The 14612-nt window shown below is 71.5% G+C and carries 14 protein-coding genes, 1 tRNA gene and 1 pseudogene; 4 read left to right on the forward strand and 12 right to left on the reverse strand.

The annotated features are described in order from the left end of the window. Positions 1–58: 58 nt before the first annotated feature. The 6 genes from ACZ60Q_RS13115 to ACZ60Q_RS13140 form a co-directional block, all read right to left on the reverse strand. Positions 59–436: a VOC family protein gene (locus ACZ60Q_RS13115; protein WP_469632511.1), complete on the reverse strand. Its 378-nt coding sequence runs from the start codon at positions 434–436 to the stop codon at positions 59–61. A gap of 54 nt (positions 437–490) precedes the next feature. Beyond that, positions 491–2092: a sigma-70 family RNA polymerase sigma factor gene (locus ACZ60Q_RS13120; RefSeq protein ID WP_469632514.1), complete on the reverse strand. Its 1602-nt coding sequence runs from the start codon at positions 2090–2092 to the stop codon at positions 491–493. Positions 2093–2369: 277 nt separating this feature from the next. After that, the gene (locus tag ACZ60Q_RS13125; RefSeq protein WP_469632516.1) at positions 2370–2564 is read right to left on the reverse strand and encodes an antitoxin; all 195 of its coding nucleotides are present in this window, start codon (positions 2562–2564) and stop codon (positions 2370–2372) included. A 313-nt stretch (positions 2565–2877) separates the two neighbouring features. Further along, positions 2878–3903 (reverse strand): MASE1 domain-containing protein, encoded by a 1026-nt coding sequence (locus ACZ60Q_RS13130; protein WP_469632519.1) that lies wholly within the window; start codon positions 3901–3903, stop codon positions 2878–2880. Positions 3904–3966: 63 nt separating this feature from the next. Further along, the gene (locus tag ACZ60Q_RS13135) at positions 3967–4800 is read right to left on the reverse strand and encodes a PP2C family protein-serine/threonine phosphatase (RefSeq protein ID WP_469632522.1); all 834 of its coding nucleotides are present in this window, start codon (positions 4798–4800) and stop codon (positions 3967–3969) included. Between the two features lie 101 nt (positions 4801–4901). Then, positions 4902–5522: a DinB family protein gene (locus ACZ60Q_RS13140; RefSeq protein WP_469632525.1), complete on the reverse strand. Its 621-nt coding sequence runs from the start codon at positions 5520–5522 to the stop codon at positions 4902–4904. 160 nt (positions 5523–5682) lie between these two features. On the opposite strand from ACZ60Q_RS13140, the gene ACZ60Q_RS13145 reads away from it, so the two are divergent. Beyond that, positions 5683–5952 carry a hypothetical protein gene (locus ACZ60Q_RS13145; protein WP_469632528.1) on the forward strand — a complete coding sequence of 90 codons (270 nt, stop codon included), beginning with the start codon at positions 5683–5685 and terminating at the stop codon, positions 5950–5952. A 17-nt stretch (positions 5953–5969) separates the two neighbouring features. On the opposite strand, the gene ACZ60Q_RS13150 is transcribed toward ACZ60Q_RS13145, so the two are convergent. Continuing rightward, positions 5970–6042, reverse strand: a tRNA-Trp gene (locus ACZ60Q_RS13150). A gap of 199 nt (positions 6043–6241) precedes the next feature. Here ACZ60Q_RS13150 and mptB point away from each other — a divergent pair. The 3 genes from mptB (at position 6242) to ACZ60Q_RS13165 (ending at position 10339) form a co-directional block, all read left to right on the forward strand. Next, positions 6242–7756 (forward strand): polyprenol phosphomannose-dependent alpha 1,6 mannosyltransferase MptB, encoded by a 1515-nt coding sequence (mptB, locus tag ACZ60Q_RS13155; RefSeq protein ID WP_469632530.1) that lies wholly within the window; start codon positions 6242–6244, stop codon positions 7754–7756. Between the two features lie 310 nt (positions 7757–8066). Beyond that, the gene (locus ACZ60Q_RS13160) at positions 8067–9743 is read left to right on the forward strand and encodes an ABC-F family ATP-binding cassette domain-containing protein (protein WP_469632533.1); all 1677 of its coding nucleotides are present in this window, start codon (positions 8067–8069) and stop codon (positions 9741–9743) included. A gap of 35 nt (positions 9744–9778) precedes the next feature. Next, complete coding sequence (locus ACZ60Q_RS13165) at positions 9779–10339, forward strand: AAA family ATPase (protein ID WP_469632536.1); 561 nt, start codon at positions 9779–9781, stop codon at positions 10337–10339. 50 nt (positions 10340–10389) lie between these two features. Here the strand turns inward: ACZ60Q_RS13165 and ACZ60Q_RS13170 are convergent, their stop codons facing one another. The 5 genes and pseudogenes from ACZ60Q_RS13170 to ACZ60Q_RS13190 all read right to left on the reverse strand — a co-directional run bounded on the left by ACZ60Q_RS13170 (position 10390) and on the right by ACZ60Q_RS13190 (position 14524). Beyond that, the gene (locus ACZ60Q_RS13170; RefSeq protein ID WP_398597932.1) at positions 10390–10614 is read right to left on the reverse strand and encodes a hypothetical protein; all 225 of its coding nucleotides are present in this window, start codon (positions 10612–10614) and stop codon (positions 10390–10392) included. Between the two features lie 116 nt (positions 10615–10730). Beyond that, a pseudogene (locus tag ACZ60Q_RS13175) lies at positions 10731–11353 on the reverse strand (hypothetical protein). 72 nt (positions 11354–11425) lie between these two features. Continuing rightward, a complete protein-coding gene (locus tag ACZ60Q_RS13180; RefSeq protein WP_215109589.1) occupies positions 11426–12046 on the reverse strand; it encodes an L-threonylcarbamoyladenylate synthase in 621 nt (206 codons plus the stop codon). A gap of 127 nt (positions 12047–12173) precedes the next feature. After that, positions 12174–13190: a hemolysin family protein gene (locus ACZ60Q_RS13185; protein ID WP_469632539.1), complete on the reverse strand. Its 1017-nt coding sequence runs from the start codon at positions 13188–13190 to the stop codon at positions 12174–12176. Beyond that, the gene (locus ACZ60Q_RS13190) at positions 13187–14524 is read right to left on the reverse strand and encodes a hemolysin family protein (protein ID WP_469632542.1); all 1338 of its coding nucleotides are present in this window, start codon (positions 14522–14524) and stop codon (positions 13187–13189) included. The genes ACZ60Q_RS13185 and ACZ60Q_RS13190 overlap by 4 nt, the downstream gene beginning before the upstream one ends. Between the last annotated feature and the right edge of the window lie 88 nt (positions 14525–14612).

The following is a 14612-nucleotide window of genomic DNA, read 5'->3' on the forward strand; positions in this document are numbered from 1 at the left end:
GGGACGGGCCGACACCCGCCCCGGACGGGCCGGGTGCACGCGTGCGGTGCCGGAAGGGTCAGTTCCGAACCAGGCAGAAAGGGTGCCCGGCCGGATCGGCGTACACACGCCAGCTGCGTTCCCCGTCCCCGGCGTCGAGCAGGGACGCTCCGCCCGCCAGAACCGCGTCGTGCGCCCGTTCCTGGTCGGTGACGCCGAAGTCCAGATGGAACTGCTGGGGCGGATCCTGGCCGGGCCAGCCAGGCGGCCGGTGGTCGGCCACCCGCTGAAAGGCGAGGACGAGTCCACCGGGCGTGTGCAGCGTGGACCAGTCGGCGTCGCACTCCCATCGCCGGTCGGTGCGGTCGACCTCGCCCCCGAGCAAGGACGCGTAGAAGCCGGCCAGTTCTTTCGGGTCCGGGCAGTCCAGTGCCACGCACTCCACTTCAGCGATCATGGCCGCATCCTAGAGGCGTCTCGCCGATGGCCGTGACCACCTGTCCCTGCGAACTCAGCGGGCCCCGAACACCTGTGTCCACACCGGACCGCCACCCGAATTCTGCTTACCCACGCCGATCTCCTTGAAGGAACAGTTGAGGATGTTCGCGCGGTGGCCCGGGCTGTCCATCCAGGACCGCATCACGTCGGCCGGGGTCCGCTGGCCCTTGGCGATGTTCTCGCCGTAGGTGGACCATTGGTACCCGGCAGCGGTCATCCGGTCGCCGGGATCCCTGCCGTCCTGCGAGGTGTGCGAGAAGTAGTCCTTGGCCTCCATGTCGGCTGAGTGCCGTTGCGCGGCGCTGTTGAGCTGATTGTTGACGGTCACCGGACCGCAGCCCTCCTTGGCCCGCTCCGCGTTGACAAGTTCGGTGACCTGGCCGGCGGTCCCCGCCGAGACGGGCGGTGCGGGCGCCGGCCGGTCCGGCTTCGGGACCGGGGTGGCGGTGGTGGGCGCGGGCGGTGGCGGGGTGCTGTTCTTCGGCTTCGCCTTGGGCGTACGGGTGGGACTCGGAGACGGGGAGGCGCTGGGCGACGGGGACGTGGGGGCAGAGGGAGTAGGCGACAACGTCGGTGAGGCCGACGTGGGTACCTGGGAGCGGGGGGCCGGGTCGTCGGCGGTGACGGTCCTCGCGTCCCGGTCGTCGCCGTCGGTGTGGAGGTGCACCACCACGCCGCCCGTGCCGAGCGCGGCGACCGCGACCGCGGTGGCTATGGCTGATGTGCGACGGCGTCGCCGTGTCTGCACCCGTCTGCGCTCCGCGCGCCCCGCCCCGGCGCCGTGCGAGCCAGGACCGGGCGCCTGGAGTCGCGCAGCCGTGGTGAGCAGTTCGGGAGCGGCCGCCGTCCCTGCCGCGGCCATCGGGACCAGTGCGAGACCCACCAACAGCCCTTCGGCGGGCACAAGTCCCGAGCGGTGTCCCGAGCACACCGTGCATTCGCGGGCGTGGCGGGCCAGCCGTTTGCGCCACAGGGCGGAGGGGGTGCCGTTCCAGCCGACGGCGATGTCCTCCAGCAGCACGCACGGCGGTTCGGCCGCCAGCGCGCCCACTACGCCCCTCGCCGTCTCCAGTTGGGCCTTCATCCGCTGCACCCGTACGGCGGTGTGCTGCGGGGAGAGTTCGAGAGCCGCGGCGACCTCGGCACGGGACAGGTGTCCGGCGGTCTCCAGCCACCACAGCGACAGCAGGGCGCGGTCGTCCTCGTCCAGCCAGCGCGTCGCCTCCGCGACCTGGCGGCGCTGGCCGGTCAGACCGAGTTCCAGGATGGTCACCTCGACGAAGTCCGCCCGGGGATCCGGCAGGTCGTACGCGGCGTCCAGCCGGTCCGCCGGTATCGCACCGGACTGGCTGTCGCGCCAGTGCGTGCGTACCTCGTTCATGGCTATCGCCACCAGCCAGGAACGGAAACGCTCCGGGTCGCGCAGTTCGGACAGGCCGCGGAGCATGCGCAGCACCGTCTCCTGCACCACGTCGTCCACGTCAGCATGACCTTCCAGCGCACGTCCGACGACGTTGTACAGCAGCGGCAGGTACGCCGAGACGAGCTGGTCCTTGGCCTGCTGGTCGCCGCCCTGCGCCGCCGCGATCAAGACCGTCGGGTGATCCTTGCCCATGCTGTGCTCACTCTTCCGGGGTCCGGTGCTGTCACTTCCCACACTCGGGAGACGTTGTGCGGGCGGGACGATAACAAGAATCCGGCGGGCAACCCAGGACATCTTTGCCGCCGCTCTCCGCCACCGGGTCCTGTCGGTCCCCGTGGTGTCCATGCGCACGCCGGTCCCGACATACTTCGCGCACCGGTCCGTGCCACAGAAAGCGATCCGTGGCCCGGACCGGTGCGCGGGGCGGACGGCGGCCGGGCGGCGACTGTCCGGTCACCGGCCGGGCGGCTCAGGCGCGGGGCGGCCCGTCCTGGTCGCGGTCCGCCCCGAGCTGCTGCTTGAGCTTGTCCTGGCCGGTGTCGACGTGACCCTTGTACTTGCCCTTCGTACGGTCGTCGACCATGTCGCCGGCCTTGTCGATGCCCTTGCCGACCTGCTCCTCGTGGCCCTTGAGCATCCTCTTGATCTTGTCCAGTGCGGACATGCGTCCTCCTTGTCGACTCTGCGCCCCCAGCTCAAGGGTCACCGCACCGGGCACCGACCGCATCCGAGCCGGGGGACGGCGAGGACGCCGACAGGTGGGACGGACGAGGGCGGGAAGTGTGAAGCCGCGCCGACTGGGCACATACCGGTTGACCAGGAGGAGGTGGTGGCAATGGGCCGCATCCGAGTCGTCGTCCGTCGTCCCCCGCCCCCTTCGGGGCCGCCGCCGCTGGATCTACGCACCCCGTCCGGCCGCCCCCTGCCGTACTGACGGTGGCGCTCCCGCCCTTCGAGGCACCGGCGCGCCCTGCGCGCTACCGGTGGTCCGGGTGGGGGCCGTCGTCGAGGGAGCCGTGTGGTCGCTGCCTGTCCTCGTACCGCGCCGCGGCCGGCCCCGACAGCGGCGCCAACTGCTCCACCAGGGCCTCCAGCTCCTCGACGGCGTATTCCGTCTCGCGGCGGATGTTCTTGTGCTCCGCGACGACGGCCCCGAGGAGCAGCGCGGTGAGCGCGACGCTTCCGTTGAGCAGGGAGAGATTGGCCATGATCTCCATCAGGCTGTGCCCGGCGAACGGCCCCACGGCATCCGTACCGGCAACGATGGCGAGCACCGAGACGACCAGGGCGCACGGAGCGCTGCCGGGCAGCTGGAAGCGCAGCGCCGCCCAGATGATCACCGGGAACACCAGATAGATCATCGACAGTGAGCTGCGTGTGGCGATCAGTGATGTCACGACCACGACGACCGCGAGGACCGTCGCCTCCAGCCACCGGTCGGACGGGCGGGGCCACCGCACCCCGCGCAGGACCAGCAGCACGGGGGCGACCACCAGGACCCCCATCGCGTCCCCCGCCCACCAGGACGACCAGACCAGCCAGAACCGTCCCGGTGGAACCTTGCCGTCGAGCAGCAGCGTGAAACTCCCGATGGTGGCGCTGATCAGCATCCCCGCGAACGCGCCGAGGAAGACCAGGCAGACCCCGTCCCGCAGTCGGACCAGCTCGCTGCGGAAGCCGACCCTCCGCAACAGTGCGTACGAGGCGAGCGGGGCGACCGTGTTGCCGAACACGATGGCCAGACGGCTCACGGTGAACGCGTCGCCGATCTCGGAGACCGTGACGAGTGTGCCCAGCGCGATGCCCGGCCAGACGCGGACGCCCAGGCACAGCAGGGCGGCCAGTGCGATCCCGGTGGGCGGCCACAGCGGAGTGACGACCGCACCGTCCACGACGACCTGGCGCATCAGCCCTAGATGCCCCGCCAGGTAGTAGGCGCCGGCCACGCCCAGGATCTGCGCCACGTACACGGTCCGACGTCTGGCTTCTCCGGTGCGGATCACACCACTCATCAGACACCGACCGCCGCTGGACTCGGCAGGTGACACGCGCGGTACGGTCAGGCGTCACCGTGGTCCGCGGCGGGCTGCGGCATGCCGCAGGACCAGTACGGCGGCATCGTCCTCGTGTCCCGTCACCTCCGCCGCGCCCAGGACCTCGTCGGCAAGGCGCGCCGCGCTCGCCCCGGCGTGCGCGGCGACCAGCTGCCGTACTCGCTCCAGGCCGTCCTCGATGAGCAGCGACGGCCCCTCGACGACCCCATCGGTGAGCAGCACGATCGCCCCGTCGGAGTCGAGGGTGCGCCGGGTGACGGGATAGCCCTCGCCGGGCTCGATGCCCAGCGGCATGCCGCCCGGGTCCTCCGTGACGCCGGACCGCCCCTCCGTGGTGGCCCACACGCAGGCCACGTGCCCGGCCCGTGCGCTGTGCAGTTCCCAGGTCGCCGGGTCCAGACGCATGAAGGTACAGGTCGCGAAGAGGCCCGAGTCCACGGACACCAGCAGATCGTTCGTCCGGCCCAGGACCTCTCCCGGGTCGGACGCCGTGCCCGCGATCGCCCGCATCGCGATACGGACCTGCCCCATGAAGGCGGCGGCCTCGACATCGTGACCCTGCACGTCGCCGATGGCGAACCCGAGGGCCCCGTCCGCGAGCGGGAAACCGTCGTACCAGTCACCGCCGATGTCCAGACCGTGGCGGGCGGGCGCATAGCGTGCCGCGGACTGGAGACCGGGGACCGTTGGCAGGGCCGCCGGAAGCATGTCGCGCTGGAGCGCCTGCGCGAGCTCCACCCTGGCCTGGTGCAGCTCCACCTCGCGCCGAGCGCGGGCAGTGAGGTTCTGGAGGGTGTTGAGCAGGTCTTCGGCGGTAGCCGAGCGGGGAGTCCGACGCCGGTTCATGTGTCGCTCCGCGGTGCGTTATGTCCCTGAATCATAGGGCGGGCGACCCTGAGCGGCGACTGCGGAAGCTTTCGCGTACTCGCCGGCCGGCGGGGCGCCGCTCAGGACGGCCGGGCGCGGTACAGATCGCGGAGCAGGGCGATCTCGGCACCGTGGTGCAGCACCTCCTGGTTGACCCACCAGACGATGTCGACGAAGAGATCCTCGGCGTCGCTGCCGTTCGGATACGTGCTGTGGCCGACGGTGTCCAGGGCCGCGTCGTCGGTGGCGAGCAGGGCTTCGCGCCAGGCGGCGGACGAGGTCTCGAAGGCGGCCACCGCCCCGGCGGCGTCCCCCGGAGTGCGGTAGCTGTCGCGCCTGAGCACCTTGTCGCCACAGGTGTGGTCGGCACGGAGGGTGAGCATCTCGGCGAGATGGCTCAGACGCCACGCGATGGTGGTGAACGGCGGAGGGAAGGGATGCGGGGAGTCCGCCGAGTCCCGCCCCCAGTCCCCGGCTCCCGTCAGAGCGCTCGCCCGCGCCCCGGGGCCGTCGCCGCGACGGCGTACGGACCAGCAGTCGGGCACGGGTTCCCAGAGGTGTTCGTCATCACCGAGCGGAGTGACGTCGATGCCGACGCCGTTGCCGCTGTCCATGACGGGACCTGCCAGGCGGGCGAGGAGACGCTCGCAGGCGAAGTCGAACTGCTCCAGCAGCGGGATCAGTCGTGGTGGGAGGGCCATCGGTGGAGCGTGTCACGGCCGACGGGTGGGCGCGCACCCATTTCCAGCGGCCACCGCCCCGCGGATCCGCCCCGGCGGGGGGTCTCGGGCGGGCGGCTGACGTTGGCCGGATGGACCCTCGTACCGAGCCGTTGTCAGTGCCCGGTGGGATGCTGCCCGCATGGACGAGCTGATGAGGCAGCGACGGGTGTACGGCACCGACCACGACGACCCCCGCCCCGGGCCGAGGCCGGGGCACGACTACCGGGAGTTGGTGGGCGGCCCACTGGACGGGCTGCTGCTCGACGTCACCGGCTGGGGCGAGGCGGATCTGCGCGACGGCGTCGGGCTGGTCACCGAGATCGGCGCCTACGGGCCAGGAGGGCGTGCCGAGTACGGACCGCGGTCGCCGGACGGTCACCAGTGGGACTGGCGCGGCGACGTGCGGTGAAAGGCCGGGGGTGACGGCAGGGGCGGCAGGAATCGAACCTGCGACATTCGCTTGTGGAGACCGCCGCTCTGGCCGCTGAGCTACGCCCCTTGGCTACGGGTGAGGCGTGCCACGCGCGCGTGCCCGAGCACCAACGGATCTACGTGGGCGCTGCGTTGAACCCCGTCGCGCGGCACGGCCCCACGACCGGCCGGGGCCGGATGCGGCGCGGTGCCGCCCCCGGGGTGCCGGGCAAAGCCGGGGGAGGGGCTGCGGGCGGGGCCCGGCCCGCACGATAGGTTGACCGGTCATGTGGGCTTTGAGCGCGGTCGGGCACCGTCGGCTGGGTGCGGCAGGATCTGTGGCGATCGTCGTCGGCGGCTGGTTCGCCGGAAAGCTGCCGGTCCATGACCCCTGGGGCCTGTGGACCGACCACGGGTCCGCCACGAAGGCGGCGGCGGCCGTCCTCGCCTACATGGGCCTGACCGTGCTGGTCGTGGCCTGGTGGCAGTACGGCAAGGCCGCCTCCACCGTCCGCGAGACCCTCGTCACCCTCGCCTGGTGGGCGGCCCCGTTCCTGCTCGCGCCCCCGCTCTACAGCGCCGATGTCTACAGCTACATCGCCCAGGGCGCGATGGTCCTCGAAGGGCACGACGTCTACACCGTCGGCCCCTCCGCCTTGGACCCCGGCGGAATCGGCGGTGACGCAGCCGCGAGCGTCGGCAACCACTGGCGCGACACCCCGGCCCCGTACGGACCGCTCTTCCTGCTGCTCTCGGCGGCCGTGGCCTGGATCACCGGCGCGACGATCGTCCCCGCCGTCCTCGCCATGCGCGTCGTCGCGCTCCTCTCCCTCGCTCTGATCGTCTGGTCCCTGCGCCGCCTGGCGCGCGAACACGGCCGCAGCGAGAGTCGCGCCCTGTGGCTGGGAGCGCTCAACCCGCTGCTGCTGATGCACGTGGTCGGCGGCGTGCACAACGACGGGCTGATGATCGGCCTGATGCTCGCCGGCCTGGTGATCGCCCTGCGCGGCAGATGGATCGCGGGCAGCGCTCTGGTCGGCCTCGCCATGATGGTGAAGTCACCGGCGGCCGTGGCACTCCTGTTCATCGGGGTTCTCGTGCACGCGTCCGCGACCGGCCCCCAATGGCGCCGCTGGGCCAAGGGACTGCTCGCGCCCGGCCTGATCGCCTGCGCGGTCGCCGGAGGGGCCACGCTGATCAGCGGCACCGGCTTCGGCTGGCTTCACACCCAGGGCGTCGCCGCGAACATTCACACCGCGCTCTCCGTCACCAGCGACGTCGGCCTGGGACTGGGGGAACTGGCCCAGCTGTTCCTGGGCGTCGACGCGGAAACGGTCAAATCCGCTGTCCAGACACTGGGCCTGGCGGTCGCGCTCGGCGTGATCGTCGTGCTGGCCCGGCGTGCGATGCGGGGCGGGATGACGCCGGCCCACGCCTTGGGCCTCTCGCTGCTCGTCCTGGTCGCCCTCTCGCCCATGGTCCAGCCCTGGTACCTGCTGTGGGGCATGGCCGTCGTCGCCGCGACCGAACAGTACGGCCGCCTCTCCGCCGTCCTGATCGTGCTCTCGGCGGCGCTGGTGTACGAGACCCATCCCATGGGCGCCACCCCGCCCTACGGATTCGCCCTGGCCGGGCTCGCCGCCGTCCTCGGCACCCTCGCGCTCCGGCGGACCCCCGTCGTGCCGCCCGGCGTCCGGCTGCCCGGCCGGCGGGGTCCCGCGGACCCGGCGGACCCGGCAGAGAACCGGGAGACCTCCGTGTCCGCCACGTCCCCTGCCCCGGCACCGCGGAACGCTCCCTGAAACAAAGCCCCTCGACGCCCGGCAAGATCCTCGGCTACGCTGATCGGGTCCTGTTGTCTCCGATAGAGGTGGACGTTGCGCATCTGAGGTCCGCGATCATCGCGCGGTACGGCCCTGGCCCGTACACGGTCACGACGCTGTCGGCATCTCTGCCGTCCGTGGCTTCCGCGTGGATGCGACCTCGGTGCTGAGCCGTCCCTCACCTTCGCAGGACTGTTCCTCCCACCACCTTCCGGCTCCGGCCGGGTCGCCGCGTGCTGTTCGCATACGAAGCCCCCCGTTCCTTCTGCTTCCGACTGCGAGAACCACCATGAGCCATCCCACCGCGCCCAGCGCCTCCGTGGCAGCCTCCAACCTCACCTTCCGGTGGCCCGACGGCACGACCGTCTTCGACGGACTGTCCCTCACCGTCCCCCGGGGCCGCACCGGTCTGGCCGGAGCCAACGGCGCCGGCAAGTCGACTCTGCTGCGCCTGTTCGCCGGACTCCTGCACCCCTCGGAGGGGTCCGTCACGGTCGGCGGCAACCTCGCCCACCTGCCCCAGAACATCACCCTGGACACCGGCCTCCGGGTCGACGCGGCCCTCGGTATCGCCGAACGGCGTGCCGCCCTGCGCGCCATCGAGTCCGGAGACGTACGGGAGGAGCACTTCGAGACGGTCGGCGATGACTGGGACGTCGAGGAGCGCGCCCTGGCCACCCTCGGTTCCCTCGGGCTCGGCGGCATCGAACTCGACCGCACCGTCGGGCAGTTGTCCGGCGGCGAGACCGTCCTGCTGCGCTTGGCCGCGCTGCTCCTGGAGCGCCCCGACGTCCTGCTCCTCGACGAGCCGACCAACAACCTGGACCTGTTCGCCCGCCGCAGACTCTACGAAGCCGTCGACTCCTGGCGCACCGGGATCCTGATCGTCGTCAGCCACGACCGGGAACTGCTGGAGCGGGTCGACCGCATCGCCGAACTGCGATCGGGCTCGGTCAGCTGGTACGGAGGCGGCTGGTCCGCCTACCAGGAGGCTCTCGCCACCCAGCAGGAGGCCGCCGGGAGGATGCTGCGCGCCGCTGACGCCGACGTACGTCGCCAGCAGCGCGAACTGGAGGAGACCCGGATCAAAGTGGCCCGGCGCCAACGCCACGACAAGAAGCTGGACGGCCAGCGGAAGGCCCCGCGCATCGTCGCCGGGGAACGCAAACGCTCGGCCCAGGAATCCGGGGACCGGCTGCGAGGCCTGCACGAGGACCGCCTCGACGATGCCCGCGAGCGCAGGGAGGAAGCCGCCGAAGCCATGCGCCGGGACGCCGAGATCAAGGTGAGCCTGCCCCACACCGCAGTGCCCGCGGGCCGCACCGTCCTGACGGTACGGGACCTGAGCCTCCCCTACGGACGGTTGCGCGAGGGCAGTCTCCAGGTGAAGGGACCCGAACGCATCGCCCTGGTCGGGCGCAACGGTGCGGGCAAGACGACCCTGCTGCGGGCGCTCACCGGAGAGCTCGCGCCGACCACCGGGGAGGCCACGGCCGCAGTGCCACTGAAGTTCCTCCCACAGCGGCTGGACGTCCTTGACGACGAACTGAGCGTCGCCGCCAATGTCGCCCGCACCGCCCCGGGCACCACCGACAATCAGATCCGCTCCCAGCTCGCCCGGTTCCTCTTCAAGGGGGCCCGCGCGGAGCAACCGGCGGGCACCCTCTCGGGCGGCGAACGCTTCCGAGCAGCCCTCGCGGCGACGATGCTCGCCGCCCCCGCCCCGCAGCTGCTTCTGCTGGATGAGCCGACGAACAACCTCGATCTTGCCAGCGTGCGGCAGCTGACGAGTGCCCTGGAGTCCTACGAGGGCGCGCTCGTCATCGCCAGCCACGATCTGCCGTTCCTGGAATCCGTGGGCATCACTCGCTGGATCCTGCTGGACGAAGCACTGCGCGAGACCGATGCCGAGGAGGTCCGCGTACGGTTTGGGAGCCCGGATTCCACTCCGACGGGTACGGCGTGACACCGACCGCACGATCGAAGGATGAGGAGAAGCGGATGAGCACTGACCTCGGCCCCTGTGTCGTACTGATCACCGGTGTGATGGCCGCGGGGAAGTCCACCGTCGCCCAGCTCCTGGCGGAGAGCCTGCACCGCGCGGTCCATGTGCGCGGAGACGTGTTCCGCCGCATGATCGTCTCGGGCCGCGCGGAGATGACACTCGACGAGGCGGAGGAGGCACGGAGCCAGCTCGACCTGCGCCAGCGGCTCTCGGCACAGGTGGCCGACGTCTATGCGGACGACGGCTGGACGGCCGTCGTCCAGGACATCGTCCTCGGCGAGGACCTGCCCCGCTACGTCGCCAGGGTTCGCACCCGCCCGTTCCACGTCGTCGTGCTCGCCCCCTCGCCCGCAACCGTGCGCGAGCGAGAGGAGACGCGGGCGAAGACGGGGTACGGGGAGTGGACTGTCGAAGCGTTCGACGCCCATCTGCGGAGGGGGACGCCCCGTATCGGCCTGTGGCTGGACACATCCGGTCAGACACCCGAGGAGACGGTTTCGGCCATCCTCGACGGGCTGCGCGGGGTAAACGGAGATCCGTGGGCCCGGGGCCGCTGAGGGGCGGCGAAGGGCATGCCCAAGAGATAGGGCGGGTGCGGCGCGGCCTCTCAGGCCGCCTCGTAGTGGTGGGCCCGCCCGCCCCGCCACTCCACCCAGACCGGGTTGTCGAGGATCCGGTCCGCTTCCTCGAGGCCGGCCTCGTTCAGGAACACGATCACGTCGTGGTCGCTGTGGGCCAGCCCGAGTATCTCGTCCCGGCCCTCGTAGTGCACGGTCACCCGGCGGCCGCCCGAGGGGGTCGGACGGTGGATGACGATCGGGGGATGTGCCATGGGTCCACCCTGCGACGCGCCCCGCACCCTCGCATCCCCGGCCCGCCCCTGCCGACGGCGAACCGAAGCCGCTCCCGAAATGGTTCCCGCGCCCTCCCCGAGGGCCGAGAAGGGCCTCACCGCCCGGCGGACCCGAGTTCCACCGTTGTGGTGACACGCACCAGGGAGGGGGCGCGCGGCGCGGAACCGAACCCGAAGGCGACCGGCGGATCGAGCGGCGTGAGCCGCCCCAGGCTCGCCCCGTCCAGCACGGCGTCGGCGGCCACGACCGGCCGCAGCCCCCGCGCCCCGTACCACTCACGCCGCCCCGGACCCGCGCGGCCCAGGGTGCGTACGCCGGGCATCAGCAACCGGGCCGGCACGCGTCGCACAGCGCGGCCCAGACCGGGCTGCGGGCGAGCGGGGCCGGTACGGCGGACAGCATCAGGCCGAGGGCGGAACGGCGTCCTGTCCGCAGCCGCAGACGCAGCGGTCCGGCCTCGACGAGCCAGGTGTCGCCGGCGATACTGACGGCCACGGGCACCACCTCGATACGGTCGAAGCGGTATGTGGCGGCCACGAAGTCCGCGATCCGCCGGGACGGGGCCAGCAGGACCCGTTCGCCGTCGGGATGCTCGACCATGACGTCGCTGAACGCCCCGAATGGCGAACCCGGCCAGTGGCCGACCACCAGCCGGGTGCCCGAGGCGGTACCCACACCGGCGATCCAGCCGTCGAACCGCAGTCGCTCACCTGTCACGCCCACCAGTCTCCCCGGTCATGGGCGGCGGGGGCGGACGGGCGACCGGCGCGGCGGGCCCCGCCGTACGGGCTACTCGAAGCGGGACGTGTCCCCGGCTCCGCGGCGCACGATCTCGGGCTCGTCGCCGGAGAAGTCGATGACCGTGGTCAGTTCGGTTCCGCAGTCGCCCGAGTCGATGACGGCGTCCACCTCGTGGTCGAGCCTCTCCTTGATCTCCCAGCCCTGCGTCAGCGGCTCCTCCTCGTCCGGCAGCAGCAGGGTGCTGGAGAGCAACGGCTCGCCGAGCTCGGCGACCAGCGCCTGGGTCACGACGTGGTCGGGGATGCGCACGCCGACCGTCTTCTTCTTCGGGTGCAGCAACTGGCGGGGAACCTCCTTCGTCGCCGGAAGGATGAAGGTGTAGCTGCCGGGCGTCGCCGCCTTGACCGCCCGGAACACGTCGTTGTCCACGCGGACGAACTGCGACAGCTGCGCGAAGTCGTGGCACACCAGCGTGAAGTGGTGCTTGTCGTCGAGGTTCCGGATCGACCGGATCCGGCCGAGGGCGTCACGGTTGCCCAACTGGCAGCCCAGTGCGTAGCACGAGTCGGTCGGATAGGCGACGAGCGCGCCGGACCGGATGCTGTCGACCACCGTGCTGATGGTGCGGGGCTGAGGATTTGCGGGGTGCACGTCGAAGTACTTGGCCATTTGCCGAGCTTACGCGCTCGGGCGGGACCGGTAGCGCCCTCCGCCGGGAAGAGAGTAAGAGGCGGCCCGTCGTGCGACGGGCCGCCTCTTCTTCCGCTTCACGCGGTGGCGTTCACCGCCGGGCCGGTCAGACCGCGGCGGCCCCCACCAGCTCGTCCAGTACGTCCTCCATGGTCACGAAGCCGATGACCGTGCCCTTGCCCCCGGCGACCGCCGCGAGATGCGTACCGGCGGCACGCATCGCGGTGAGGGTGTCGTCGAGCGGAGTGTCGATCTCGACCCGGATGACGGGGTGGAGGGCGCTCGTGGGCAGTGCCTTGGCGCGCTCCGTGACACCGAGGGCGTCCTTGATGTGGAAGTAGCCCAGCAGCCCGTCGTCGGGTCCGGTGACCGGCAGCCGGGAGAACCCCGAGGCGACGGCGGCCCGCTCCAGACCCTGTGGGGTGATGCCCAGGTCGACGGTGACGGTCCGGTTCAGCGGGACCATCACCTCGCCGACCGGCCGGGTCCCGAGCTCCAGCGCGTCCCGCAGACGCTCCCCGTCGGCGGGGGCCAGCAGCCCGGCGTCGCTGGAGTCCTTGACCAGCCGCACGAGCTCGTCGTCGGTGAACACCGAGGCGACCTCGTCCTTGGGGTCGACCTTGAGCAACCGCAGCAGCATGTTGGCGAAGGCGTTGATGCCGAAGATGACCGGGCGCAGCGCCCGGGTCAGGCCGACCAGGGACGGCCCCAGCGCCAGCGCGGTGGCGACGGGGGCCGCCAGCGCGATGTTCTTCGGGATCATCTCGCCGATGAGCATGTGCAGATACGTCGCCAGCGTCAACGCGATCACGAAGGCGATCGGGTGGACCAGCGCCTCCGGTACGCCGACCGCGTCGAACGGCGGTTCCAGCAGATGGGCGATGGCCGGCTCCGCGACAGCGCCCAGCACCAGGGAGGAGATGGTGATGCCGAGCTGCGCGGTGGCCATGGCGGCCGACAGGTGTTCCAGGCCCCACAGGGCGCTCTTCGCGCGTCGGCTGCCCCGTATGGCCTGCGGCTCGATCTGACTGCGGCGGACCGAGATGAGGGCGAACTCCGCGCCCACGAAGAACGCGTTGGTGAGGAGGGTGAGCGCGCCGATGGCGAGCTGGACAGCGGTCATCGGGCGTCCTCCTCCACAAGGGCCGGCGCCGGTGCGGGCGCGCTGATCCGGACCCGGTCGGCCCGGTGGTGCTCGATGTCGAGCACGTCGAACTGCCAGCCGCCGACCTCCACCCGGTCCGTACGGACCGGAATGCGGGCCAGCTGGTTGGCGAGCAGGCCGGCAAGCGTCTCGTAGGGGCCTTCCGGCGCGCCGAAACCGATCCGGTCGAGCTGGTCCAGCCTGATGCTGCCCTCGGCCTCCCAGACCGGGCGCCCGTCGCCGAGTGGCTCGGCCGGTGCGAGGTCGGGACGCTCATGCGGGTCGTGCTCGTCGCGGACCTCGCCGACGACCTCTTCGACGATGTCCTCGACGGTGGCGACCCCCGCCGTACCGCCGTACTCGTCGATCACCACCGCCATCGTCCGGTGCTTGCGCAACTGCGCGAGCAGCCGGTCGACGGGCAGCGAGTCGGGGACCAGCAGCGGCTCGGTGGCCAGCGTCGTGACCGGGGTCCTGGCCCGCTCGGACTCGTCCAGGGCGAGCACGTCGCGGATGTGGACCGTGCCGATGACCTCGTCCAGGCTGTCCCGGTAGACCGGGAAGCGGGACAGGCCGGTGGCCAGCGTGAGGTTGGCGGCGTCGGCGGCGGTGGCGTGCGCCTCCAGCGCCCGGACGTCGACGCGCGGCGTCATCACGTTCTCGGCGGACAGCTCCGCCAGGTGCAGGGTGCGGACGAACAGCTCGGCCGAGTCCTGCTCGATGGCTCCCTCGCGGGCGGAGTGCTGAGCGAGCGCGATCAGTTCCTGTGGCGTACGGGCCGAGGCCAGCTCCTCGGCCGGCTCCAGGCCCAGGCGGCGCACAAAACGGTTCGCGGTGTTGTTGAGGTGCCGGATCAGCGGAGCGAAGCAGGCCGTGAAGGCCCGCTGCGGGGTCGAGACGACCTTGGCCACCGTGAGCGGGCTGGAGATCGCCCAGTTCTTCGGGACCAGCTCACCGATGACCATGAGGACCACGGTGGAGAAGGCCACACCGAGGAGGGTGGCGACCGTGGACACGGCGCCTGCCGGAAGTCCCACAGCCTCCAGCGGGCCGCGCAGCAGCACCGCGAGGGACGGCTCGGCCAGCATGCCGATGACCAGGGAGGTCACGGTGATGCCGAGCTGGGCCCCCGAGAGCTGGAAGGTGAGCCGCTTGGCTGCCTTGAGCGCGCTCTCGGCGCCACGCTCCCCGGCCTTCACAGCGCGTTCGAGCTCGCTGCGCTCGATGGTCGTGAGTGAGAACTCGGCCGCGACGAACACCGCACAGGCCAGTGTCAGCGCGAGGGCGAGAAGAAGAAGGGCCACTTCGCTCACCGTGTCACCTCCGTCCCCTGGTGCGTGGGATCAGGGATGACACGGTTCGTACTGGGAGGCTCACCCATTGCGGTGCGCAGCTCCTTCT

It is taken from the genome of Streptomyces sp. NPDC104313 (assembly GCF_055583985.1).

Excerpts from the sequence above, each read along its gene's own strand:
- ACZ60Q_RS13115 (WP_469632511.1), bottom strand. The coding sequence starts at position 436 with ATGATCGCTGAAGTGGAGTGCGTGGCACTGGACTGCCCGGACCCGAAA.
- ACZ60Q_RS13120 (WP_469632514.1), bottom strand. The coding sequence starts at position 2,092 with ATGGGCAAGGATCACCCGACGGTCTTGATCGCGGCGGCGCAGGGCGGC.
- ACZ60Q_RS13125 (WP_469632516.1), bottom strand. The coding sequence starts at position 2,564 with ATGTCCGCACTGGACAAGATCAAGAGGATGCTCAAGGGCCACGAGGAG.
- ACZ60Q_RS13135 (WP_469632522.1), bottom strand. The coding sequence starts at position 4,800 with ATGAACCGGCGTCGGACTCCCCGCTCGGCTACCGCCGAAGACCTGCTC.
- ACZ60Q_RS13140 (WP_469632525.1), bottom strand. The coding sequence starts at position 5,522 with ATGGCCCTCCCACCACGACTGATCCCGCTGCTGGAGCAGTTCGACTTC.
- ACZ60Q_RS13145 (WP_469632528.1), top strand. The coding sequence starts at position 5,683 with ATGGACGAGCTGATGAGGCAGCGACGGGTGTACGGCACCGACCACGAC.
- mptB (WP_469632530.1), top strand. The coding sequence starts at position 6,242 with ATGTGGGCTTTGAGCGCGGTCGGGCACCGTCGGCTGGGTGCGGCAGGA.
- ACZ60Q_RS13160 (WP_469632533.1), top strand. The coding sequence starts at position 8,067 with ATGAGCCATCCCACCGCGCCCAGCGCCTCCGTGGCAGCCTCCAACCTC.
- ACZ60Q_RS13165 (WP_469632536.1), top strand. The coding sequence starts at position 9,779 with ATGAGCACTGACCTCGGCCCCTGTGTCGTACTGATCACCGGTGTGATG.
- ACZ60Q_RS13170 (WP_398597932.1), bottom strand. The coding sequence starts at position 10,614 with ATGGCACATCCCCCGATCGTCATCCACCGTCCGACCCCCTCGGGCGGC.
- ACZ60Q_RS13180 (WP_215109589.1), bottom strand. The coding sequence starts at position 12,046 with ATGGCCAAGTACTTCGACGTGCACCCCGCAAATCCTCAGCCCCGCACC.
- ACZ60Q_RS13185 (WP_469632539.1), bottom strand. The coding sequence starts at position 13,190 with ATGACCGCTGTCCAGCTCGCCATCGGCGCGCTCACCCTCCTCACCAAC.